This is a genomic window from Flavobacterium mesophilum (assembly GCF_039581405.1).
GTDB lineage: Bacteria > Bacteroidota > Bacteroidia > Flavobacteriales > Flavobacteriaceae > Flavobacterium.
The window spans coordinates 671,174-694,838 of record NZ_JBCPXZ010000002.1 but is presented as its reverse complement, the minus strand read 5'-3'; the positions used below and the strand labels follow the sequence as shown (position 1 = coordinate 694,838).

Annotated in this window: 17 protein-coding genes and 1 other RNA gene; 6 read left to right on the top strand and 12 right to left on the bottom strand. The window is 35.5% G+C overall.

Going from position 1 to position 23,665, the window contains the following annotated elements; genetic code table 11:
- Positions 1 to 44 precede the first annotated feature (44 nt).
- From AAYQ19_RS07465 to AAYQ19_RS07455, 3 genes are read right to left on the bottom strand one after another with little or no spacing between them, the layout of a single operon-like run.
- A complete protein-coding gene (locus AAYQ19_RS07465) occupies positions 45 to 602 on the bottom strand; it encodes a carboxymuconolactone decarboxylase family protein (RefSeq protein WP_343535533.1) in 558 nt (185 codons plus the stop codon).
- A gap of 19 nt (positions 603 to 621) precedes the next feature.
- Entirely contained in the window at positions 622 to 1,179 is a 558-nt protein-coding gene (locus tag AAYQ19_RS07460; RefSeq protein WP_343535531.1) for a cupin domain-containing protein, read from the bottom strand.
- Positions 1,166 to 1,411, bottom strand: a complete 246-nt coding sequence (locus AAYQ19_RS07455) for a 2TM domain-containing protein (protein ID WP_343535529.1) — start codon at positions 1,409 to 1,411, stop codon at positions 1,166 to 1,168. Before AAYQ19_RS07455 ends, AAYQ19_RS07460 begins: the two co-directional genes overlap by 14 nt.
- Before the next feature lie 207 nt (positions 1,412 to 1,618).
- Between AAYQ19_RS07455 and AAYQ19_RS07450 the strand changes: the two genes are divergently transcribed.
- On the top strand, positions 1,619 to 2,194 hold the full coding sequence (locus tag AAYQ19_RS07450; protein WP_343535527.1) for a Crp/Fnr family transcriptional regulator: 576 nt from the start codon (positions 1,619 to 1,621) through the stop codon (positions 2,192 to 2,194).
- Positions 2,195 to 2,241: 47 nt separating this feature from the next.
- Here AAYQ19_RS07450 and AAYQ19_RS07445 read toward each other — a convergent pair whose 3' ends face one another.
- The 6 genes from AAYQ19_RS07445 to gnd all read right to left on the bottom strand — a co-directional run bounded on the left by AAYQ19_RS07445 (position 2,242) and on the right by gnd (position 8,540).
- The gene (locus tag AAYQ19_RS07445) at positions 2,242 to 3,027 is read right to left on the bottom strand and encodes a DJ-1/PfpI/YhbO family deglycase/protease (protein WP_343535526.1); all 786 of its coding nucleotides are present in this window, start codon (positions 3,025 to 3,027) and stop codon (positions 2,242 to 2,244) included.
- 52 nt (positions 3,028 to 3,079) lie between these two features.
- Positions 3,080 to 3,850, bottom strand: coding sequence for a putative quinol monooxygenase (locus AAYQ19_RS07440; RefSeq protein ID WP_343535524.1), 771 nt, complete (start codon positions 3,848 to 3,850; stop codon positions 3,080 to 3,082).
- Between the two features lie 312 nt (positions 3,851 to 4,162).
- Positions 4,163 to 4,744 (bottom strand): Crp/Fnr family transcriptional regulator, encoded by a 582-nt coding sequence (locus AAYQ19_RS07435; RefSeq protein ID WP_343535522.1) that lies wholly within the window; start codon positions 4,742 to 4,744, stop codon positions 4,163 to 4,165.
- 128 nt (positions 4,745 to 4,872) lie between these two features.
- The gene (gene pgl / locus AAYQ19_RS07430; RefSeq protein WP_343535520.1) at positions 4,873 to 5,589 is read right to left on the bottom strand and encodes a 6-phosphogluconolactonase; all 717 of its coding nucleotides are present in this window, start codon (positions 5,587 to 5,589) and stop codon (positions 4,873 to 4,875) included.
- The gene (gene zwf / locus AAYQ19_RS07425; RefSeq protein ID WP_343535518.1) at positions 5,570 to 7,102 is read right to left on the bottom strand and encodes a glucose-6-phosphate dehydrogenase; all 1,533 of its coding nucleotides are present in this window, start codon (positions 7,100 to 7,102) and stop codon (positions 5,570 to 5,572) included. The genes pgl and zwf overlap by 20 nt, the downstream gene beginning before the upstream one ends.
- Before the next feature lie 28 nt (positions 7,103 to 7,130).
- Positions 7,131 to 8,540 (bottom strand): NADP-dependent phosphogluconate dehydrogenase, encoded by a 1,410-nt coding sequence (gene gnd, locus AAYQ19_RS07420; RefSeq protein WP_343535516.1) that lies wholly within the window; start codon positions 8,538 to 8,540, stop codon positions 7,131 to 7,133.
- 840 nt (positions 8,541 to 9,380) lie between these two features.
- Here gnd and AAYQ19_RS07415 point away from each other — a divergent pair.
- Together AAYQ19_RS07415 and AAYQ19_RS07410 are read left to right on the top strand one after the other, a co-directional pair.
- The gene (locus AAYQ19_RS07415; protein ID WP_343535514.1) at positions 9,381 to 12,569 is read left to right on the top strand and encodes a SusC/RagA family TonB-linked outer membrane protein; all 3,189 of its coding nucleotides are present in this window, start codon (positions 9,381 to 9,383) and stop codon (positions 12,567 to 12,569) included.
- A 12-nt stretch (positions 12,570 to 12,581) separates the two neighbouring features.
- A complete protein-coding gene (locus tag AAYQ19_RS07410; protein ID WP_343535513.1) occupies positions 12,582 to 14,009 on the top strand; it encodes a SusD/RagB family nutrient-binding outer membrane lipoprotein in 1,428 nt (475 codons plus the stop codon).
- Positions 14,010 to 14,273: 264 nt separating this feature from the next.
- On the opposite strand, the gene AAYQ19_RS07405 is transcribed toward AAYQ19_RS07410, so the two are convergent.
- Complete coding sequence (locus tag AAYQ19_RS07405) at positions 14,274 to 15,146, bottom strand: DMT family transporter (protein WP_343535511.1); 873 nt, start codon at positions 15,144 to 15,146, stop codon at positions 14,274 to 14,276.
- Positions 15,147 to 15,569: 423 nt separating this feature from the next.
- Here AAYQ19_RS07405 and AAYQ19_RS07400 point away from each other — a divergent pair, with 423 nt between their 5' ends.
- The 3 genes from AAYQ19_RS07400 to AAYQ19_RS07390 all read left to right on the top strand — a co-directional run bounded on the left by AAYQ19_RS07400 (position 15,570) and on the right by AAYQ19_RS07390 (position 20,900).
- Complete coding sequence (locus AAYQ19_RS07400; RefSeq protein WP_343535509.1) at positions 15,570 to 17,960, top strand: arylsulfatase; 2,391 nt, start codon at positions 15,570 to 15,572, stop codon at positions 17,958 to 17,960.
- A 301-nt stretch (positions 17,961 to 18,261) separates the two neighbouring features.
- Positions 18,262 to 20,364, top strand: a complete 2,103-nt coding sequence (locus AAYQ19_RS07395) for a beta-galactosidase (RefSeq protein ID WP_343535507.1) — start codon at positions 18,262 to 18,264, stop codon at positions 20,362 to 20,364.
- 380 nt (positions 20,365 to 20,744) lie between these two features.
- The gene (locus tag AAYQ19_RS07390) at positions 20,745 to 20,900 is read left to right on the top strand and encodes a hypothetical protein (protein WP_343535505.1); all 156 of its coding nucleotides are present in this window, start codon (positions 20,745 to 20,747) and stop codon (positions 20,898 to 20,900) included.
- A 342-nt stretch (positions 20,901 to 21,242) separates the two neighbouring features.
- On the opposite strand, the gene AAYQ19_RS07385 is transcribed toward AAYQ19_RS07390, so the two are convergent.
- On the bottom strand, positions 21,243 to 22,826 hold the full coding sequence (locus AAYQ19_RS07385) for a hypothetical protein (protein WP_343535503.1): 1,584 nt from the start codon (positions 22,824 to 22,826) through the stop codon (positions 21,243 to 21,245).
- A 414-nt stretch (positions 22,827 to 23,240) separates the two neighbouring features.
- Positions 23,241 to 23,638: a transfer-messenger RNA gene (gene ssrA / locus AAYQ19_RS07380) on the bottom strand.
- Between the last annotated feature and the right edge of the window lie 27 nt (positions 23,639 to 23,665).

The window sequence follows — 23,665 nt, the reverse complement described above, 5'->3', positions numbered from 1 at the left end:
AGGCTTTTTAAATTTTGAAAGAAATATGATTTTGCTCAATTGATTTAAGGTGCGGGAACATCAAAACCATTTAAGACAGTTGCAAGTAGTGTGTAAGCGCCTATTAAGAATATAAGTTCGGCAACACCATCTTTTCCTAATATTTCTGTTGCAAAATGGTATAATGAATCGGGAGCAATTTTTCCTTTTGTTAAAGTAGAAGCCATTTCATATGCGATGTTTTCTTCTTGATTTAATTCAGATGGACGAATTCCGGATGCTAATGACGCAACAGCTTCTAAAGAAAATCCAAAATGTTTTGCCATAATTTCATGTGCATAAAGCTCAAATCGTGCTCCAAACGCCGCACCGACGGTTAAAATTGCTACTTCTCTCACTTTTTTAGGAAGCGTTGCATGATTGTCTAAAGAACGAACAAAACTCAAAGCCGGAATGCCAAATTGCGGAAAAGCAAGCATTGGAGGAAATGGTCCGGTTAAAGCGCCATCGCTGTTTGTCATTTCGACAGGACCTTGACTGTGTGTAATGAGTTTATAAACTTCATCATGGACATAACGAACTTCAGCGTTCATAGTTTCTGGTTTTATAGGATGTACTCGCATAACAGTTGGTTTTAAGATTTTAGCGAAGATTTTCTTCAAATTGTCCATCAATCAGTACAAAAACTACTCGACATGGTTTTCCTGATTTGTTGCTCCAAGCATGATTTGTGCCTCGTTGTATGATTATATCTCCCGCTTTTGCAGTAGTTTCGCCACGATCGACAATTAGTGTCAATTCGCCTTCTAGAACAATTCCGTAATCAATAGTTTCAGTTTTGTGCATTAAGGGGTGAGGCGCATTTTCATCCGCTTTTGAAGCGTGCTCGCCTTTCATGGTTTTAAAATGCTCGACAGCTTGTGCTGCAGTAAGATTTCGGATTTCATCACTTTCTGGCGGAAAATCGATCACTCTAATTCGTGTACCCTGTTTCGGCGGACCTAAAATAAGTGCTGTTTCTTCTGGATCTCCAGATACTTTGTCAATTAAGGCTGGCGTTTGTTTGGTATTCCAAATTTCATGGAATTTAGCTCCATTTGGTCCGCCAACCATATAAGTTCGTGACGGAATTTCATTTGATAAAATAACAGCTTTGCCGTCATTATCATGACCTGTTACAATGCGATTAAATGTTTCCATGACGATAGTATTTAGTGTTGTTATTTTTGAATACGAATACGCCCAAGTAGTGAAAAACAATTCCGATAGCCCATGAAGCTGTTGACCAAAGTGGCCAAGGATAAGTAGTATCTGTTAAATACCAGATAATAAACACAATTGGAGTTGCCAATAAAAATGCAAGAAGATGGATTCTGAATCCTAGTTTTGAATTTTTGCTTGCTTTTGTTTCGATGTTGAATGTAGTTTTCATGATTAAGTTTTTTGAATTATTAGTAATAGAATGTTTTTAATTAAATATTTGATTTTCAATTTATTTACATGACAAAGTTAGCTTCGTAATTTTGTATATGCCATTGACTTTGGTTAAGAACGAACTTTACGATTTAATGAAAGCAATTTTGTATTTAGCAGAATTAAATCTAATTTTAAGCAACTTATTTCTCTTAAAATCAATTATATGGATTCGCTTAAGAACGTAATTACATCATTTGTTCCAATGTCTGATGAAGAGTATGATTTAATGCTTCCGATAATTAATCGAATCGAAGTGAAAAAGGATACTGATCTTTTACAGCAAGGCGAAATTTGCCGTCATATTTATTTTATTGAAAGTGGTTTTTTCAGAATGTTTTATGTCGATTATAGAGGAAACGAAATCAATAGCAGATTTGCAAAACCAAATGATTTTTTAGTTGATTTCGCGAGTTTTATTACTCAGAGAACCGCGCATTATAGTTGCAGAGCAATGGAAGATTCTAAAGTAATTGCGTTGGAATATGAAGCAGTGGAAAAGCTCTATCACAGTTGTCCCAATTGGTCAAAATTTGGAAGATTGATTGCCGAATATGCGTATCTTATTATTATCGAAAGACAAGAAATGTTGCATTTTCAAACGCCTGAAGAACGGTACAAAACCATCTTAAAAAAAGAACCTTATCTTTTTCAATTGGTTTCCCAAAATCAGCTTTCATCGTATATCGGGATTAAGCCCGAATCATTAAGCAGACTTCGTAAAAGAATGATTGGCAAGTAATTTGAATTTAACGACGGAAGATGAATTCACCTTCCGCCGATTTACAATTATTTTTTAGCTAGCCAACCTGCAACAGCTTTAGAAAAATCAGCTACATCAATTGGGTGTCTGCTTGTGATAATGTTTGAATCAACAACAACAGGTTGATCAGAAACAATTCCTCCAGCATTTTTCAAATCAACTTGAATGTTCCAATATCCAGTAAGTTTTCTTCCTTTAAGAATATTGGCCGAAGCCAAAACAACTGGCGCGTGACATATAGCCGCAATCAATTTTCCTGATTTGTTGAAATCCTGAATAAATTTGATCACATCTTTGTCATAACGAAGGTTGTCTGGATTCCAAGCCCCACCCGGAATAAATACGGCATCATAATCGCTTACTTTAATTTGGTCAGCAGTTCGGTCAAATTTAAGCCAGCCAGTAGGCTGTAAATATTGAATGGCCATAATATGTGTTTTTGCCATTTCAGGAGTGCTTAAGCCATATCTGGCTGGTGCTGGATTGAATTTTGGAGCAATAACATCAACTTGTGCGCCAAGTTCTCTAAAATACCAAACAGGTCCAGTAAGTTCAATTTCTTCAAAACCATCTGCAGCAAGTACAGCGATTTTTTTGCCTTTCAAAACCGTTTTGTCTTTTACCGGAGTGAAAAAGAAATCTCTTAAGGCTTCATTGCCCGGGGCATTCAATAATTGTGATACGGGCATCACAGATACGTGCGATGGCGTTGCTAATTGATTCATTACGTTCAATTCGTGATTAACTTGTGCTTCTACGTTTAATGCTGTGCCTACTAGGCCTGCAGCGATAACTTGTTTTAAATTTTTCATGGTTTCTAAATTTTAAAATATTGATAATTGTGTTTTATAAATTGTTTTCTAATTATTCTCTTGTCAGCGGAGCAAATTCGATTAGATTATGCAGTCCGTTTTGAAAAGGAGGTTTTTTGATGCTTGTTTCTAAATATTCAATTACAGGCTTGATAGGAGGGAAGTTGAGGTGATATTGAAAAGCGTCATTGCTTCTGAATTTTTCGTAGGTTACAAATTGCGTTTCATCTCCTTCAATTTGTGAAAGCTGATAGGTTACAACTCCTGGTTCACTTCGAAATTGAGGCATAGCAATATGATACGTGTCTTTAAAGTTTTGTTCAGTGCCTTTTTTAGCATCTACAAATAACATCACAACAAGTTGATTATCCTCTTTTTTCGAAGTTTTGCGCCATTGCTCTTTTGTCAAAGGCTCAAGATCATTAATGTGATAGGTTTTTGTTTTTAGAACTGCTTTTTTAGCCAATGCTTCTAATGATTTTGATTGCGTATTTTTGCTAAAATCTTCGAATTGTTTTTTGTCGCTCCATCTTTCAATTAGCCATAAAATATTAGAATTGTCTTGTTCGTAAAAAGCTTCTGCCATAATATTATTTTTTGAAGCTAAAGCAGTTGAAACATAATCAGACAATGCTTTTTTGAAAGAAGTTAATTGTTCATTTTTAACTTCAAATAGTGTCATTTTTGAAGTTGCTTCTGTCAAAACATTCGTTTTTATTTTGACAGCGTTTTGGGCTTTTGAATTGCTTACAGTCATTAGAAAAATTGATGTTGCAATGGTGAGGCCTTTTTTAGTGATTGATTTATAAGCTGTTGTTTTCATAATTTTACTTTTTAATTTTTGAATCTACTCGTTAAATAAAATTTTGTAATCAATAATTGGCTTTGTATCTGAGACAAATTTCCTCCATATCTAGAACCTGGAGGTTGAGCGAACTCACTTTAAAAGTGTGATTTGAATCACAGTTTTGAATAGAGTCTTTTGAAAGCCCAATGTTTGTTGGAATTCAGATTGAATCAATGTTGATTACGGGGCAAATGTAGATTCGTAATTTGTTTAAAATCATTGACTTTGGTTAAGAATGATTTTTGATCAAGAAGTAAAAGCATAAAAAAAGCGTGATGAAAATCACGCTTAAAGTTGTTGACGATCGTTGCTGGAATAGAGTCGGCTTAAAGTTTCCCTGCTAACGCCGAGATATTCTGCAATATATTTTTTGGGAATTTTTTGCATTATGTTCGGATAAAGATTTGCAAATTCTTCATACCGTTTTTTCGGATTGTTGGAAAGTAGCGAAATAATTCTCCGTTGTTGTGCTGAATAACCACTGGTCAATTTCATTCTGAAAAAATGCTCCATTTTATGTAATTCTGCTGCCAATTGTTGACGGTTAGAAAGTGTCAGACACAAAATTTCAGCATCATCCATACAGACAATATTGATATTGGATTCCTTTTGGCTAAAAAAAGCATTGTAATCGGAGAGCCACCAATTTTCGAGAGCAAATTGTAAAATATGTTCTTTCCCTTCTTTGTCAATATAAAAGGCACGAAAAACACCTTTAATAATCCAATATTCAGAAGTTACTTTATCTCCATCTTGGAGCAGGTATTGATGTTTTTTTACTTTCTTTTCTCTAAAAAAAGTCTTTATATAGTCAAATTCTTCATTGGTTAAAGGCGTAATTTCTTCAATATGTTTTCGCAATTCATTCATAAAAGCAGATTTAATGAAACTTTTGGTTGGATTGCATTTTTTTGTCTACTAAAATACATAAAAAAATCGCAATTATCTATAAAATAGACAATTGCGATTTTTTAAATTGTATTTACAGGAATAAAATCCTAATTTGTTCCTGCTGCAGCTTTGTCAACCAAAAACAATAATTCACCAGAAACTGGTTTGATTAATTGCATTGGATATAAAGTTGGATTATAAGTTCCAGTTGTAACTTCTTTTAAAGCATGTGTTTTTTTCTCTCCAAAAGCCACCACCACGATTTTTTCTGCTTTGTTAATTAATGGCGCAGTAAGCGTGATACGGTACATTTTCTGTGGAGCCAAATAATAAGCGTCAACCCATTTTGTTTGCTCTTCCAAAACAGCTTCGCCCGGGAAAAGAGAAGCCGTATGTCCGTCATCTCCCATACCCAATAAGATAAGATCGAATTTTCCTTCTTCACCTAAAATACTTCTCACAGATTGCTCATAAGTAGCAGCATATTCCTCAGGAGTTACGCCATCTTTGTACATTTCAAAAATGTTTTCTTGCGGAATAGGAACGTGGCTCAATAAGGTTGAATAAGACATTTTCGCATTACTCAAATCATCATTTAATGGAACCCATCTTTCATCTCCCCAAAAAATATAAACTTTGCTCCAGTCAATTTTGTTTTTATAAGCATCAGAAGCTAGTAATTTGTAAATCCCTGCAGGAGAAGAACCTCCCGTAAGTACTAGAGTAAATTTTCCTTTTGTCGAAATGGCTTTTTGCGCACTTTCTACAATTAGATCGGTTGCTGTAGTATTAATTTCTTCTGTGTTATTGTAAATCTGTATCATTTAAAACTTCTTCTTTTGTTTGTGTATTCGGGATCCATTTGTGTCCTTGTCTTGCCAATAATTCGTCGGCTTCTTCTGGTCCCCAGCTTCCTGCTTTGTAATTTGGGAAATTGGTTGGTGCCGTAGTTTTCCAAACTTGCTGAATCGTATCAATTGCGTCCCAAGCTTCTTCTACCTGATCCCAACGCATAAATAAAGTTGGATCTCCTGCCAAGGCGTCTGCAATTAATGTTTCATAAGCTTCTGGCGACATTGTTGAACATGCAAAATAATCAAAAACCATTTCTGCAGGTCTTAAAGACATTGACAAACCTGGTTTTTTGGTCATAAATTGCAGTTTAATGTCCATTGAAGGTTGAATGTTGATAATCAATCGGTTTGGAGTACTGCCTTCTTTTCCATAAGAAAATGAAGAATGCGGCACTGGTTTAAACTGAATAATGATTGAAGATTGTTTTTCTTCCATTCTTTTTCCTGAACGCAAATAGAACGGAATTCCTTGCCATCTCCAGTTGTCCAGATAAATCTTCATTGCTACATACGTTTCCGTAAGCGAATCAGGAGCAATGCCTTTGTCTTGACGATAACCCGGAACTGGAACGCCTTTTATTTCGCCAGGACCATATTGGCCACGTACAATATAATGATCCACTTCTTCTGGTTTGATACGACGAATTGATTTCAAAACGTCTGCTTTACGATTACGAATGTCATCTGCGTTTAAAGAAGCAGGCGCTTCCATAGCCGTCATACATAAAATCTGAAGCAAGTGGTTTTGAATCATATCTTTTAAAGCCCCAACACCTTCGTAGAATCCGCCTCGTTCTTCAACGCCCACTTCTTCTGCAACGGTAATTTGCACGAAGTCAATAAAATTACGGCTCCATAAAGGCTCGAACATTGAGTTTCCAAAACGGAAAGCCAAAATATTCTGAACCGTTTCTTTTCCTAAATAATGATCGATTCTGTAAATCTGCTCTTCTTTGAAAGTTTCTGAAAGCATTTCATTAAGTGCAATTGCAGAAGTTTTATCGTAACCAAAAGGCTTTTCAATAATAATACGATCTTGTTTTGGATTTGCCGCAAGTCCAATTTTCTTGATATTGTCTGAAATCGTTGAAATGAAAGAAGGTGTAATCGAAAGATAAAAAAGACGATTTGCGCGCTCGCCAAAAGATAAATCGAAATTGTTGATTTTCTCGTTTAAGCTGATGTACGATTCTTCTTTGTCAATATCAAGACTATGATAGGTTATATGTGAAAGGAATTTTTCAGTTTCTGGATCATCAATTCCTTTTTTTCTTGAAAACAGACCTAGATTTTCTGCTACATAAGCGCGAAAATCCTCATTGGTTTTTTCTGCTCTTCCAAGAGCAATAATCTGAAACTTTTCAGACATACGTCCGTCAAGGTACAGATTTTGAAATGCGGGAAAGAGCTTTCTCTTTGCCAAATCTCCGGTTCCTCCAAAAATAACAATGATTGTTGGATTCTTTAGTTTATTTTTAGTCATTGTGTGTAGTTGTGTTGCTTTAAGTTGCTTATTCAGCCCATTGTGTGTGGAAAACACCTTCTTTGTCGATACGCTCGTAAGTGTGTGCTCCAAAATAATCACGTTGTGCTTGAATTAAATTGGTTGGAAGATTAGCAGAACGGTAAGCATCAAAATAAGCTAACGAGTTCATTAATCCTGAAACAGGTAATCCTTTTTGAACTGCAAACTGAATAACCGCTCTCATTCCTGCTTGGTTTTCTACTAATTTTGAAGCAATTCCGCCATCTAAAAGTAAGTTTGGCAAATCTGCTTTTGTAACGTATGCTTTTCTGAAATCTTCTAAAATTGTAGCACGAATGATACATCCGCCACGCCAGATTTTAGCAACAGTTTCTAGATTTAATCCGTAGTTGTATTCTTTTGAAGCGGTGTGAAGTTGTGCTAAACCTTGAGCGTAAGTCACCACGATAGAAAAATACATAGCCGATTTTAAAGCTGCGATTGCTTCGCTTTGAGAAACATTGGTTTCACCAGCGTTCCAAACTAATTTTTTAGCCGCTTCAATTCTTTCTGGTTTTGTTTTAGACATGTCGCGCATGTTCACAGCAGCGTCAATTGTCGGAACTGGAACTTGTAAATCCATTGCGTTTTGCGAAGTCCACTTTCCTGTACCTTTAGATCTTGCCCAATCTGAGATTTTATTGATTAATTGCGTTCCGTCTTCATCTTTTTGTTTCAAGATGTTTCCAGTAATTTCAATTAAATATGATCTTAAATCATCTGTTTGATTCCACTCAGCAAAAGTTTTCTGAATTGTTTCATCATCCAAATTATAACCTCTTTTCATTAAGTCATAAACCTCAGAAATCAACTGCATGATTCCGTATTCAATTCCGTTGTGAACCATTTTTACATAGTTTCCAGCAGAACCGTTTCCTAAATATTCTACACAAGGTTCGCCATCTACTTTTGCTGCAATTGCTTCAAAAATAGGGCGAAGTCTTTCGTATGCTTTTTGATCACCTCCCGGCATCATTGCAGGACCTAAACGTGCTCCTTTTTCACCACCAGAAATTCCCATTCCGAAAAAGTGGATTCCTTTTTCAGATAATTCTAAAAATCTTCTGTCAGTATCTGTAAAATAAGTGTTTCCACCGTCGATGATGATATCTCCTTTATCTAAATGAGGAAGTAAGCTTGCAATTGCACTGTCAACCGGTTTTCCCGCAGGAACCAATAACATAATCGCTCTTGGTTGTTGAATAAGCTCTACAAAATGTTTTACATCGGTAGTCGCTTCAATCGTTTGGTTTTCATCGGCTTCTTGCTGAAGAGAATTGACTTTTTCTGTGTCTAAATCTAAACCTGCAGCCGCAAAATTATGGCTTGCAATATTTAAAAGTAAGTTTCGGCCCATTACACCTAATCCTACAATTCCAAAATCAAATTTGTTCATAGTTTTCAATTAACTAAATTATTAGAAGAATGTTTGCTGCAAAAAAAATAAGGAAAAATCGCTAACGGTTTTTGATTCAATGTTTTGCAGAAAAACAAAGTTTATTTTATATCACTTATTTTAAAATGATGATCGCAAAGTTAGAGAAAAATGCTGAAAAAGGAGGAGTAAAATCGTTCACTTTTGGTCTTTATTGTGATACTTTTTATGTGTTAAAAACACGGTTATCGCAAAAGGAATAACTATTTCGATTTCGGAACTTTATTCCTTTTAGAGTGCAATAGAAAAATTCAATTAAGAGCGTTGTTTTTCCAGTTTATTACTTTTCGTTTTAAGAAAATTCCGATATAGACCCAAATTTCTTCGTTTTAGTAACTCTCTTGTTTTTAGTGAATTATCCTAGATTGATTTTCTTAGTTAACATTTTTTTTGCAAAAAGAACTCTTAAAATTTTTATGTTCAGTATTTTAATTTACTTTTGTTCTATCAAATTAGTAGAGTTTAAAAAATAAAACTACAAATTATTTGTTAGAGCTAGATATTTCGGGCTTTTTGCGTTTTAAGAATAGTCTTCGCGAAAATCTTCACTCTTAATTTAAGTAAAATTTTGATCAAAAAAAACTTGGTGAGAGCGGATTTAATTTGATAAATACCAAATAAATACTAATCCAAAATAAAAAAAGAAAAAAATGAAAAAACGAATGTGCAGCTAAAAAGAAAAAACCATTTCTGTTGCAGCAGAAATGGTGAAGCTTAAAAGAAATTGTCATCTCTAGAAGGAAAGCGAAAATGGAGTAAATCCGTTCTCGACTCACCTTTTTATTAAACTAAAACAAAGTAATGAAAAAAAAATTAAATAGATATATACTGTTGTGTATTTTCTTGATTTCCATAGTAGTTAAGGCACAAGAGACGAAACCGTTAATCCAGTCAAAACTCGAAGGAACAGTTGTTGATGCTGTTACAAAAGAGCCTGTAATTGGCGCTTCGGTAAACATAAAAGGTACAACACACGGAGTGGTAACCGATTTAGATGGTAAGTTTTTCTTCCAGACTGGACAGAAATTCCCGTATACTTTAATAATAAGTTATTTAGGTTATAAAAAAGCAGAAGTTGTTGTTCAGAAAAATGCTGTTGTGATCGATTTGGAACAAGAACAAAATGCGTTGTCAGAAGTTGTTGTAACTGCACTTGGAATTACAAAAGAGAAAAAATCTTTAGGATATACTACTCAGTCGCTAAAAGGAAAAGATTTAGCCAATACAAAAGAAACAAACTTCTTAAACAGTCTTACTGGTAAATTAGCCGGAGTTCGTATCACGAATTCACAAGGAGATATGGGGTCTTCACGTATTATTATTCGTGGGGAAACTTCGATTGCAGGAAACAATCAGCCCTTATTTGTGGTCGATGGAGTTCCGGTTGATAACTCACAATTGAATTTTGGTGGTGCAACTCGTGATTTTAGAAATGCAATCGCCGATTTGAATCCGCAGGATATTGAAACCTTGACAGTATTAAAAGGACCAAATGCGGCGGCACTTTACGGATCGCGCGCTGCACATGGTGTTGTTTTGATTACGACAAAATCAGGTAAAAATCAAAAAGGATTAGGAATTAGTGTAAGCTCAGGAATTACAATTTCTCAAGTGAGTACTTTACCAGCTTTTCAAAATTCATACGGTCAAGGTTCAAATGGAAAATTCAGTTATGTTGATGGTAAAGGAGGCGGTGTGAATGATGGAGTGGATGAAAGCTGGGGGCCAAAATTAGACGGGCGACTTATTCCGCAATTTTATTCGAATGGTGAGGCAGTGCCTTTTGTTGCACATCCAAATAACGTGAAAGACTTTTTTAATACAGGACTTACTTATGATAATAGTGTTTCTGTAGCGAAATCAGATGAAAAGTCAGATTTTCGTTTGGGAGTAAACAATCAAAAACAATTGGGAACCGTGCCTAATAGTGAAATCAATAAGACTAATTTCACCATTAATACCAATTACGAAATCTCTAAAAACATAAAAGTAGGAGTGAATGCGAACTATATTGTTACCGATGCACCACAACTTCCAGGCGGACCATCAGGCGGACGTGCGGCGGGAGTTATGTTGCAATTCCTTTGGTTTGGCCGTCAAGTTGATATTAATGAACTTAATAATGATTGGACAAGAAATTGGAACAACAGCTACTACAGCAATCCGTATTGGAATGCGTATTACAACACTACAAGTCAGCAACGTAATCGTTTAATAGGAGATATTCATTTAGATGCAAAAATTATCGACGGACTTAATTTTAGATTCCGCACTGGAGTTGATTATTATAATGATAGAAGAAAATACACGATTAAATATGGTACAAACGGAACTCCTTTTGGATCTTATGCTGAAGACGGATATACAGTAGATGAAAGAAATACAGAAGGTATTTTTCAATACACAAAAAATCTGAATGACGATTTTAGCTTAGATGCACTTGCAGGATTCAACGTTCGTAACCATAGTGATGCAAACAATTATCAAAAAGCGCCACGTTTGGCTGTGCCAGATTTATATACCTTGACGAATTCACGTGATCCGTTGACTTCATCAAATTCTTATTCGAGATTGAGAGTTTATAGTGCTTATGCTTCGGCGCAATTGGGTTTCAGAAATTATGCATTTTTGAATGTGACCGCTCGTAACGATTGGTCATCGACATTGCCAAGCAATAACCGTTCTTATTTCTATCCTTCTATTAATGGTAGTGTGGTATTGACAGATGCTTTAAAAATCAAAAGCAACACGCTTGATTTCTTAAAAGTACGCGGTGGTTGGTCTGAAGTAGGAAACGATGCAGATCCGTACCAATTGTCAACGGTTTATAATTTCCAAACGGCATTCGACGGAAATCCGATTCAGACTTCTTCTCAGAAAAAATTGAATGAGAATTTGAAGCCAGAAACAACACGTTCAAGTGAAGTTGGTTTAGAAGCAGCTTTCTGGAAAAACAGATTCCGTTTTGATGCAGCTTATTACAATACAAACAGCTTTGATCAGATTTTGGAAATCAAAACAACAGCTTCAAGCGGTTATAATTCGCAATTGATCAATGCTGGAAAAATAAACAATCATGGTATTGAACTTCAATTGGATGGAACGCCAATCCAAACGAAAGATTTCAAATGGAATATTGGCGTAAATTATTCTAAAAATACCAGCAAAGTTGAAATTTTGGATTACGATCAAAAAATACAAAACTATACTATTGGTTCATCAGGAGGTGTTGATGTGTTGGCATCAGTTGGGCAGGCTTACGGTGCACTTTACGGAACAGCATACGAGCGTGATGCAAGCGGAAATATTGTAGTAGGAGCAAACGGATTGCCAAAAGCAGATCCAACAAAAAGAGTTTTGGGGCACTATACTCCAGATTATTTAGCAGGCGCAACAAACACGTTTACATATAAAAACCTTGAACTTTCAGTTTTAGTTGATGCAAGTGTAGGAGGTGAACTGTTTTCTGGAACAAACAGAACAGGAAATTATACAGGTGTATTGGCACAAACACTTCCGGGTCGTGGCGCTGAAAATGGCGGATTAAGCTATTATTACCCAGGAAATAATACTTCAAACCCAAAAACTTTGGTCACTGGCGGTGTTGCTCCAGGTGGCGCTACAGTGTATGATGACGGAATGATCTTTAGCGGTGTCTTTGCAGATGGAACGCCAAATAATAAAGTAATCAGTGCGCAGGAATATTACAAAGCGTCATACAATATCAGTGAAGCTTATATCTACAGTTCAACTTATGTAAAACTTAGAGAAATTAGATTGACTTATAATGTCGATAAAAAATTGGTTAAGAAACTAGGATTAGACGGAGCGAGTATCACTGCAGCAGGGCGTAACTTATTCTTTATTTACAAAGAAGTGCCAAACATTGATCCAGAAACGGCTTTCAACACAGGAAATGCACAAGGACTAGAAAGTTTAGCCTTGCCTACAACTAGAAATTTTAGCCTTAACGTTAATCTTAAATTTTAAAAACTCGGAATCATGCTGAAAAAACTATTATATACGACACTATTTGCATTGACGCTGAGTTCTTGCAATGATGATACTTTGGATGATATCAACAAAAATCCAAATGCAACGGAAACGCCTTTAGCGCCATATTTGCTAACAGGAACATTAAAACAGGGAGCCGATTTGTATTGGGGAGACGCCAATAACTTCAACTCGTCTTTGTTGTTTGTACAACATTGGGCAAAAATCCAATATACAGAGCCAGATCGATACGATGTTTCAAATACCTCTTTCACCTCTTTATGGAATACGGGATACGCGACATTGGTAACGGATTTGAATACAATTATCAATTTCCCAGCAGATCAGGCCAATTCAAATTATAAAGGAATTGCGTTGACATTGCGTTCATGGACATTTTTGTTATTGACAGATGCTTATGGAAATATTCCTTATAAAGAAGCAGGCTTAAAAGTAACTCCGGCTTATAATACACAAAAAGAAGTTTATACGGGATTGCTTGAAGATTTGAAGCAAGCACAAGCATTATTAAATGCATCAAACGGAACTGTAACAGGTGATTTGGTTTACAAAGGGGATATTGCAAAATGGAAAAAATTTGTGAATTCACTTCGTTTGCGAATTGCATTGAGAATCTCAGACAGAGAACCAGCTTTGGCAAAACAAGCTGCAATTGATGCGACAAGCGATGCAGGAGGATTAATCAGCAGTAATGCCGAGACTTTCAAGTTCACTTATATTACTTCTCCACAGCAAAATCCGGCTTCGGCTTGGTTTGAAACGCGTGATGATTTCCGTATTTCAAAAACAATGGTGGATAAATTATATGAATTATCAGATCCGCGTTTGCCGGTTTATGCACAATTGCCATCAGATGCGAGCGTAGGTAAATATGTGGGAGGAGCAAATGGATTGTCAAATAGTGATGCCAACAGCCAAGGTTTTGCCAAAACATCAAAGCCGGGAACTTACTTTTTAACTTCATCGTCGCCTGCAGTAATTGCTTCGTATTCTGAAACATTATTTAATCTTGCAGAAGCTGTAGCTCGTGGTTACATTTCTGGAGATGCAGAACAGTATTATAAAAATGCAATTACGGCTTCTTTTGTTCAATTCGGAATTACAGATGCCACTGCGATTTCAAATTATTTGAATCAAGCCACTGTGAAATATGATGCTTCAAATTATGCAAAATCAATTGGAACACAAAAATGGATCGCTTTTTACGGACAAGGTCTTGACGCTTTTACAGAGTGGAGAAGATTGGATTATCCAGTTTTAAAAGCGGGTCCGGCAACCGTTTTAGATGGCCAAATTCCTTCTCGTTTCTTTTATCCAGGAACAGAGCAATCTTTAAACGGAGACAGTTATCAAGCGGCAGTAGCAAATCAAGGAAAAGATTTGCTGACTACAAAGCTTTGGTTTGATATAAAATAGTTTTTATACGCCGATAAATTTCAAATGTAGCAATTGAAATTATATATTTTTAGAAGTAAAAAGCCTGAAAAATCTTGATTTTTCAGGCTTTTTTGATTTATATCAATCAATTGCCTCCAGCTTCAGCTGGAGAAATTAAAATGAAATTTGTTAAGGCCTTAGCCAAATTTGCTTTTTTAGGCTAAAGCCAAATTGACAATGATTATTAAACCTCCAGCTGAAGCTGGAGGCAATTAATATCAATATTGAGTTTGTCAACTGGTCCTATTTAAGCGTAGTTTTTGATGAAGCATAAGATTGCAATGCAACAGAACTTATAATAAAAAGTATCCCCACATAAAAAGAAGCGTTTACCGATTTACTTTCATTGAAAAAAAGAAAAGCAATCACAATCGCATAAATCGGTTCTAGATTGAAAGTCAGATTTACCGTAAAAGCGGGAATCTTTTTTAATACTTCGGCAAATAAAACATAAAGTCCAACTGTGCAGAATAAGGCCAATAAAAGAAGATAAATGGTGTCTTTTAAATTAGGAAAAATAGTTTCTACAGGAAAAAAGTATAAATAAGCCGGCAATAAAATGATTAGAAAAATCGACCCCGAAAACATTTGGTAATAATTAATAAGCCTACTATCATAAAACTGAACCAAACGCTCATTATAAATGGTGTAAAGCGCAGCAAAAGCCGAAGAAATTACGCCAAGAATAATTCCCAATTGATATGATGCATCAAAATGGAATATCAGACTGATTCCTGCTAAAGTCAAAGTACTTAGCAGTAATTCGGTAAACTTGAAATTCGTTTTATCGATTAAAGGTTTAAAAATCGCTGTAAAAAAGCTAGTCAAACAATAACAAATTACGCCAATAGAAATGTTTGAATATTTGATGCTGGCATAAAAAAATACCCAGTGAACGGTAATTAATATTCCAACTTTGCCAATTGATTTTTTTTCGGAGTTTGTAGTATTATTTCCAATTTTTAAAAATCGGGTCAGGATAAATAATATTATCGCTGAAAAGAGAACACGATAGAAGGTCAATAAACCTTCATTAAGCGTTATCAGTTTACCAAATACACCAGTGAATCCAGCCAAAAATACGGCTAGATGTAATAAGAAATAAGAATTTTTCATGAATTTTTTGTGCCAAAAATGGCTGATTTTAATATTATCAAATAAGCATAAAATATCATTCGGCAACTGCGCCGAAAGTATGCTCCGTTAAATTAGAGATACTATTAAAATCTTGGAGGAGGAAGACAACTTTTTCTGTTCATGGTGACAAAGATAATTTTAAAATAGGAAACTGCCCAAATTTATTGGTGGCTTTTGAGTTTTGAAACAAAGATTTTGAAATGAATGCGAATTATAACAAATGTTGCAAGTGTTTTTGGAAGGAATGCTGACGTTTTACCTAGAAAATAGGGGTTTCATTTTATAATTTGGAACATAATTAATTTAATTGGTTTAATACATTTTAATTAAAAAAAAGTAATTTTGTAAGAATTATATTTCAAAATTTAAATTTCAACCATGTTTAAATCAAATTACAGAGTTATGAAAACAAAATTAAAAGTGATTACTATTTTGTGTATGTTTTCAAGCATACTTTTAGCCCAAAATTCCCCTCCAAATTTCAAAGGTGATATTAAATTAGATATTCGTGATTCCAAGGGAGATTGGCCTGTTTTTCTAGAAACTAAAGCTCCAAAAGATGCTCCAAATGTTTTAATAGTATTATATGATGATACTGGTTTTGCTGCTTGGTCTCCTTACGGCGGACGTATAAATATGCCAACAATGGATGAACTTGCCAAAAACGGACTTACTTACACGCAATGGCATACAACTTCGGTTTGTTCGCCAACGCGTTCCACTTTTTTGACTGGAAGAAATCATCATCAAAATGGATTTGGAACTATCTCGGAATCGGCAGTTGGTTTCCCAGGCTACAGCGGACATATTCCAGCCGAAAATGCAACTTTGGCAACGGTCTTGCGTAAAGCAGGATGGAGTACTTTTTGGATAGGTAAAAATCATAATGTACCAGTGGATGCCCTAGATATGGCTTCTTCTAAAGATAGATGGCCTTTAGGACTTGGATTTGATCGTTTTTATGGTTTCATAGGTGGTGAAACCAATCAGTGGTATCCAAGTTTAATTGAAGACAACCACTTCATAGAACAGCCCTATCAGCCTGAGGAAGGTTATCATTTAAGTATTGATTTGGCGGATAAAGCAATTGCCTATATTCAAGATTCTAAACAATCTAAACCTGAAAAACCATGGTTTATGTGGCTTAATCCTGGGGCAAATCATGCGCCACATCACGCGCCTGCAGATTATATAGCGAAATACAAAGGTAAATTTGATGATGGATATGAAGCTTATAGAGATTGGGTGCTTAAGCGTATGATCGATAAAGGGATTGTTCCTAAAGGAACCAATTTGACACCTTTAAATCCGATGCCAAAAGGTACTTTTTCAGAAGCAGATCAGGTACGTCCATGGAATACACTTTCAGCTGAGGAAAAGAAATTATTCAGCCGAATGGCAGAAGTTTACGCCGCATATTCGGAGTTTACAGATGCTCAAGTTGGAAGGGTGGTTAAATACCTAAAAGATTCTGGACAGTTTGATAATACGCTGATTATGTATTGTGCTGATAATGGTGCATCTGGCGAGGGGTCTCCAAATGGTTCTGTTAACGAGAATAATTTCTTTAATGCTTATCCAGATGACATGAAGGTTAATTTAAGCATGATTGATAAATTGGGCTCACAAGATACCTACAATCATTACCCAACAGGATGGGCAGTCGCTTTTTCAACTCCTTTTAAAATGTTCAAAAGATATTCAGGATATAGTGGCGGTACAGCAGATCCATTAGTAATTTGTTGGCCAAAAGGAATTAAGGCAAAAGGAGAAATCAGAGATCAATATCATCATAGTACAGATATTGTACCAACCATTTTAGAAGCCTGCGGTGTAACAATGCCTGATGTTGTCGACGGAGTAAAACAAACACCACTTGCAGGAGTGTCGATGAAATACAGTTTTGACAATGTTAAGGCGCCAACGACTAAAAAAGTGCAATACTACGAAATGACGGGCACGAGAGGATTGTGGAAAGATGGATGGAAAGCTACTTCAGTTCATGGTGCTCTTCCTGTTAATCTTGGAAATTTTGATAAGGATAAATGGGAATTATACAATGTCGATAAAGACCGTTCAGAGTCACAAGATTTGGCTGCAAAATATCCAGATAAAGTAAAAGAATTGGAAAAAATATGGCTAGAAGAAGCTAAGAAAAACAATGTACTTCCTCTTAATGATCTTTCTGTTACAGAATTCCATAAATTGGAATATCATAAAGAAGTTCCAGCTGACGGCAGGTTTATATATTTTCCGGGCACAACTGAAGTTCCGGAGGCATCAGCAGCGCCAACATTAGGACGTTCGTTTAAGATTTTGGCTGAAACTGATTTTGCAAAAGATACCAAAGGTGTGATTGTATCACAAGGATCTCGTTTTGGAGGTTATAGTTTGTTTGTAAAAGATGGCAAGCTTTATTATGTATATAATTTCTTGGGTCTTGCTCCAGAACAGGTTTTGAGTACAACTTTGCCGGCGACAGGAAATCATATAGTTGGCGTTGAGTTCGTAAAAGAAAAAATGAGTGAAAAGAACGAAACTTTAGGAACAATGAAACTTTATGTCGATGGAAAAGTGGTAGAAGAAAAAGCATTCCGAACACAGGCTGGACATTACTCTCTTTCTGGCGAGGGCTTATGCGTTGGGCGTGATAGCGGAGATCCTGTTAGCAAACTTTACAAAGCAAACTTTGATTTTAAAGGAGGAAAGATTATAAAAGTAATATATGATGTCAGTAATGATGCCTATGAAAATGTAGAACATGAATTCAAAGTGAAAATGGCTAGGGAATAAAACTTGTCTGTTTTCTAGATTAGAATAAAATCTTTTTACTATGAAAAAGCCTGTGAACTTTTAGTTTACAGGCTTTTTTGATTTTATGTCACTTTAATGATTATTCGATTTTCATCATTGCAAGAGAATTTGTCTTTCACGGGGATATAACTATTAAGATCTAAATGTGCAAAATTTAAAAATGACTTAACTAAATTCTTGTTTACATTTTAATAAAGTAAATTTGCTCTTCAATAAAAATAAGTGTATGTTTAACACTTCAGTTTGTATTGCGAATAGAAATAATAAATCCAAAATAAAAATGAAGCAGATTATAAAAAGACAAATGTTCAAAAAATACGTGCTAACTTTTTTGATTGTAATGGTTTATATGAGTTCAAATGCTCAAAAGTTTGAAAAGTACTTTCCCAAAAAAGATCTGACTACTGTAGGAGTTTATTATTATCCCGAGCATTGGGATGAAAATCAATGGGATCGAGATTTGAAAAAAATTGCAGAAATGGGTTTTGAGTTTACTCATTTCGCTGAATTTGCGTGGGCACAATTAGAACCACAAGAAGGCGTTTACGATTTTAAATGGCTTGATAAAGCAGTAGCAATTGCAGCAAAATACAAACTGAAAATTGTGATGTGTACTTCTACAGCAACGCCTCCGGTTTGGCTAGTGCGAAAGCATCCTGATGTGCTTGTTACTTATGAGGACGGCACTAAAACGGATCACGGTTCTAGACAACATGCCACATTTTCGAGCAATTATTATAGAAGTTATTCTTTAAAAATGGTCGAACAATTGGCAAAAAAATATGGGAATAACAAAAATATCATAGGCTGGCAAATAGACAACGAACCAGCGCGCTTTCTGGATTATGGAGCAGATGCGCAACAACGTTACCGCAATTGGCTAAAGGAAAAATATCAGAATATCGACGCTCTTAATAAAGCTTGGGGAAATAGTTTTTGGAGTGGTATTTATTCTGATTTCAGTGAAATAAATATCCCTTTACATAAAGAATGGGGAATGAATTTACATTCGCAGTTAGATCACTATAGATTTGCTGATGAAGAAACGGCTACTTTTCTGGATTCTCAAGCCGTTGTGATTCGCAAATATGCAAGCAAAGATCAATGGATTACTTCTAATTACAGACCTGTTTACGAAGAGAGTTTTGTTGGTACGAGCAAAGAGTTTGATTTTGACTGCTATACTCGTTATATGGTTTATGGCGGAAGTATGGGAATTGGGAAAAATGGATATCGTTTGGGGGATTATGCTGCTATTGGAATGGCAAATGATTTTTTCAGACCATTAAAAGGAATGTATGGTTGTATGGAATTACAGCCAGGGCAAGTAAACTGGGGAAGTATTAATCCGCAACCTTTGCCAGGCAGTGTTCGTATGTGGCTGTGGCATGTTTTTGCGGGAGGAAGTAAATTCGAATGTACGTATCGTTTCCGTGCTCCTTTGTACGGTTATGAGCAATATCATTATGGCATCGTTGGTACAGATGGCGTAACACCAACGCCTGGCGGACTAGAATTCAGTCAATTTATAAAAGAAATAGAAACACTTCGAAAAAATTATGACCCCAAGGCAGCATTACCAGATTATTATCTAAAACGCAAAACCGGAATTTTGTTTAATTCTGATAATGTGATGGGAATTGAATTGAACAAACAGACCAGAGAATGGAATACGGTTAACCACTTTTTAAAATATTATAAAGCTTCAAAGTCAATTGGTGCACCGGTTGATTTTGTTAGAGATACAACAGATTTTTCAAGATATCCTTTCTTGATCGTACCAGCTTATCAAATGATCGATCAAAAAATGATTGATAAATTAACCTTGTACGCAAAAAATGGCGGAAATCTAATCATGAGTTGCCGATCTGGAATTCAAAATCGTCAAGGACATCTTTGGGAAGCCAAATTTTATGAGCCGATTTGGAGTTTGATTGGTTCTCAAATAGAATCATATGATTTATTAATGCCTCATTCTCCGGGTGCTATTAAATTTGAAAACCAAGAATTTGCGTGGACAAGTTGGGGCGATTTATTAAAACCGGATAAAGGAACAGAAATCTGGGCGACTTACCAAGGTGATTTCTACGCAGGTACAGCATCGGTTGTTTCGCATAAATTAGGAAAAGGAACCGTGACCTACATTGGTACAGATTCTAAAAATGGCGATTTAGAAAAACAAGTAATCAGAAAATTGTATAAACAGCAAAACGTTCCTATAGAAGATTATCCAGAAGGCGTTATGGTGGATTATCGCGATGGTTTTGGAATAGCGGTTAATTATTCTGATAAGCCTTATAACTTCAATTTGCCAAAAGGTTCGAAAATTATTTTTGGAACTGAATCTATAAAAACTGCTGATGTTTTGGTCTGGAAATATTGATAGGGAAAGAGTAGAAGCGAAGCGTTCCTAATTTAAATGTTACGCAAAGTCAGTTTCGGAAGTTTTCGAGACTGACTTTTATTTTGAAGTGTGGTTTAAAAAGTAAGAGATTTATAGTGTTTTCAATTTTGAATTATATTTGTTATTTATTTAGAAATGTTAAATTTTAATATAATGAGGTTTTCCGTAAGAATATTTTGTTGTTATTATTTATGTTTGTAAGTGAAGTTTTAATATTGTAAAGATGTATTAGGATTATCTGAGAAAAATATTAAAACTTCTAGAATATAAAAGTATCAAAAAAATTCTTGCGCAAGAATAGACATAAGACCAAATGTCTTTAAAAGGTTGGTTATTAACTAAATTTAAAACCGAAAATTATGTTAGAAAACATTCTTAAATTACAAGGTGCTCAGAAATTAACTAAAAAAGAGCAAAAAAACACAAAAGGAGGATATGTTGCACCACTGCCAAAATGCAGACGTGGATGTCAAACAGTTGTAGACGGCTACGAAACTGGAGAATGCTGGTGTTAAATAAGTTATCTGAATGGTAATTTATCAATAAAACGTTTTTTTACAGAATAAAAAAAAGGGGAGGATATATCTAAATATCTTCCCTTTTTTGTCGAGTCGCCAGGAATCAAACCTGGGGCCAAACATGCTACTAAAGAGCTTTCTACACGTTTATTTCCTGATCGGATTTTCGATGTTGAGCTAGGCCAGAAGCAACCACGCAACACTTATCTTCTTCGAAATCTACCCGAAGCTCATAGAAATCTAGGTTTTATTTTTACGGTTCCCCTGAACGGAACGCCACAGAACAAGGCTTTCCAAGAAAATCCATTCATACAAATTTGTAATTTTAGATGACAGTTATTAAATTCTGATGTTTAATTCATTGGTCAAAGAATTAATGCTTGTTCCTAGATTTTGTACAGATTTATCAAAACCAAATTGTACTCCCTTATTGAAAACATCGATTATACTATCTAGATTTTTTTCAGTTGCGTTTTCATCAGAAATAAATTTGTCATCTCTTAATGCGATAAACCCAGCTCCGATTGCAGTATGTAACATAAAATCTAGGTTTACCCACGGTTGATAATATTTGTCATCTTTTTTTCTAATTTCTTCGGGACTATCAGGTTTCCATATATTTAATTTAGAAGCTAGATTTGGATTTACTAGTTCAAGAGCTTCAATTAAAAAATCTCTGGCAAATGCCGGACTATATTTTTCAGATAAAATTTCTTCTGCCAAGGCTCCAATACTGTTTAAATCTGCAATTGATATATTTTCTCTTTTTTCAATTGGGTAATTCAAACTTGCTTCTATAAGTTGTGAATCTTTTAAAAGGTAATACCACACATATCTTCTCAGACATAAAAATGCTTTGTTTCTGGTAATCCAAAGCGCAATATTCATATAATATTGTCTAATAACCTTAAAATCAGCCGTTGTTAAACCAGACTGTAAACCGGGTATATCATCTCCGTTAAAATAAGATTCAGACCCGTTAAGATTGACATTTACAAAATGATGCCAGGTTGAATCGACTACGATACGGCCCACTTTTGCCAAACGGCCATCCCATACAGCAATAGAAGAAAAGGAATGAGGAATAGTTAGTGCTTTTCCGCCACCTCCGGTAGTGCTGCCTCCTAAAACATGAGATGTTGCAATATTTTGAGTAGCAACAGTGACCCCATTAACTGTAAATGATGTTTCAGGTTTGCATTCGCCTTCATGCGGGTGATCTGGCATAATATCAATCAATCCAGATGGTCTGATACTTTTTTTGATGGATAGTAAAGGATGTGGCAGGCCTGTGCCAAATATTTTTACGGAAATATTTTGAGGTATGTTGTCCGATTGGTTATCAAAATATAAAGAAGTAGCATCACCTGCTTTTGGTCGGTTTGTATCGTTTCTGCGTGCCTGGGTCATGCCCACTTCGTTTGCGCCAAAATCGGCCCAATGTCTCATGTCTTTCACTCTAGGTATATTGCTGCACAAAGCTGAACCTAAAGTCCCATGATCACCTGTAGCAAATAATCCACCGCCATTATTCATATAAGTTTCAACCGCGACTAATTCATTAGATGGTAAACCTGATCCCGAATTGATACCAAACAACCACACCTGGTCAAAATTAGCAAGCGTTACACTTGAAACAAAATTAAAACTTGGAATAGTGTTTACAACCAATGGATTAGGATTTGAAAAAGGGGTAGGATTTCTGTGACCAAGTGTTATTTGGTAGTTATACCAAGTAGATCTTTGCAGTTCATTAAAAGTGGTTAAAAATTCAGATAATCCAAATGCTCCCGTACCAAAATCCAAACCACCATCTGTTACAACTAAAACTTTTAGATTACAGCGTTTCCAAAGCCATCGTCCAGGAAAAAAAGGCTTTAGGATTTCTGGACGAATTATATCTATTTTACTGAGTAATTTCAAGCGTTCATCTCGATTAAGAAGATGCATGTTTTTGAATTGTTCTTCTAAAGTTTCCATTTTATTACGAATAAAATTACGTCTACTCTTTCTTGGATTTTCGACTTACTCCGAATTAAATTCTGGCCATGAATTGTACAGCTAAATTAAAAGTATGAAACAATTGGAGCAAGGGGGTATTTCCCCTAATTGTAGGAGGTTTTTTACTGAATTTTATTTTTTAAAGGAATGAAATTGAGTGTTTTGGCAAGCCATGGATGTTCTAACTCAATATTTGAATTTTGGTTTAAAACTAATTTTAATGCTTGTTTATATGTAGGTTCATAAGTAACCTTCTTTAGGTAATCCAACTTATTTTGAATGATATTGCGAATTAAATGAAAAAAGGGAAGATATAATTAAATATCTTCCCTTTTTATGTGGAGTCGCCGGGAATCGAACCCGGGTCCAAACAAGCAACTAAAGAGCTTTCTACACGCTTATTTCCTGATTGGATTTTCGATGTTGAGCTAGGCCAGAAACAACCACCCAACACTTATCTTCTTAATTTTCGAAATCTACCCGAAGCTCATAGAAATCTAGGTTTATTTTTACGGTTCCCCTGAACGGAACGCCACAAACCAAGGCTTTCCAGGAGAATCCAGCTTCCCTACCTTGTAGAGACGTGGCGCAATCGTACTATGATTCGGATTAAGCAGCTAAAGCGTAATTATTTTCGCCGTGTAAAAGTTCGAGATCTTATATTTACGAGCAAGGTCTCAATGCTCGACGTGCTTACTGTTCAATTCGACTCGCTGTCAAAACCAGTCGACCCCAAAAAATAAGTTTGCAAATGTATGCTA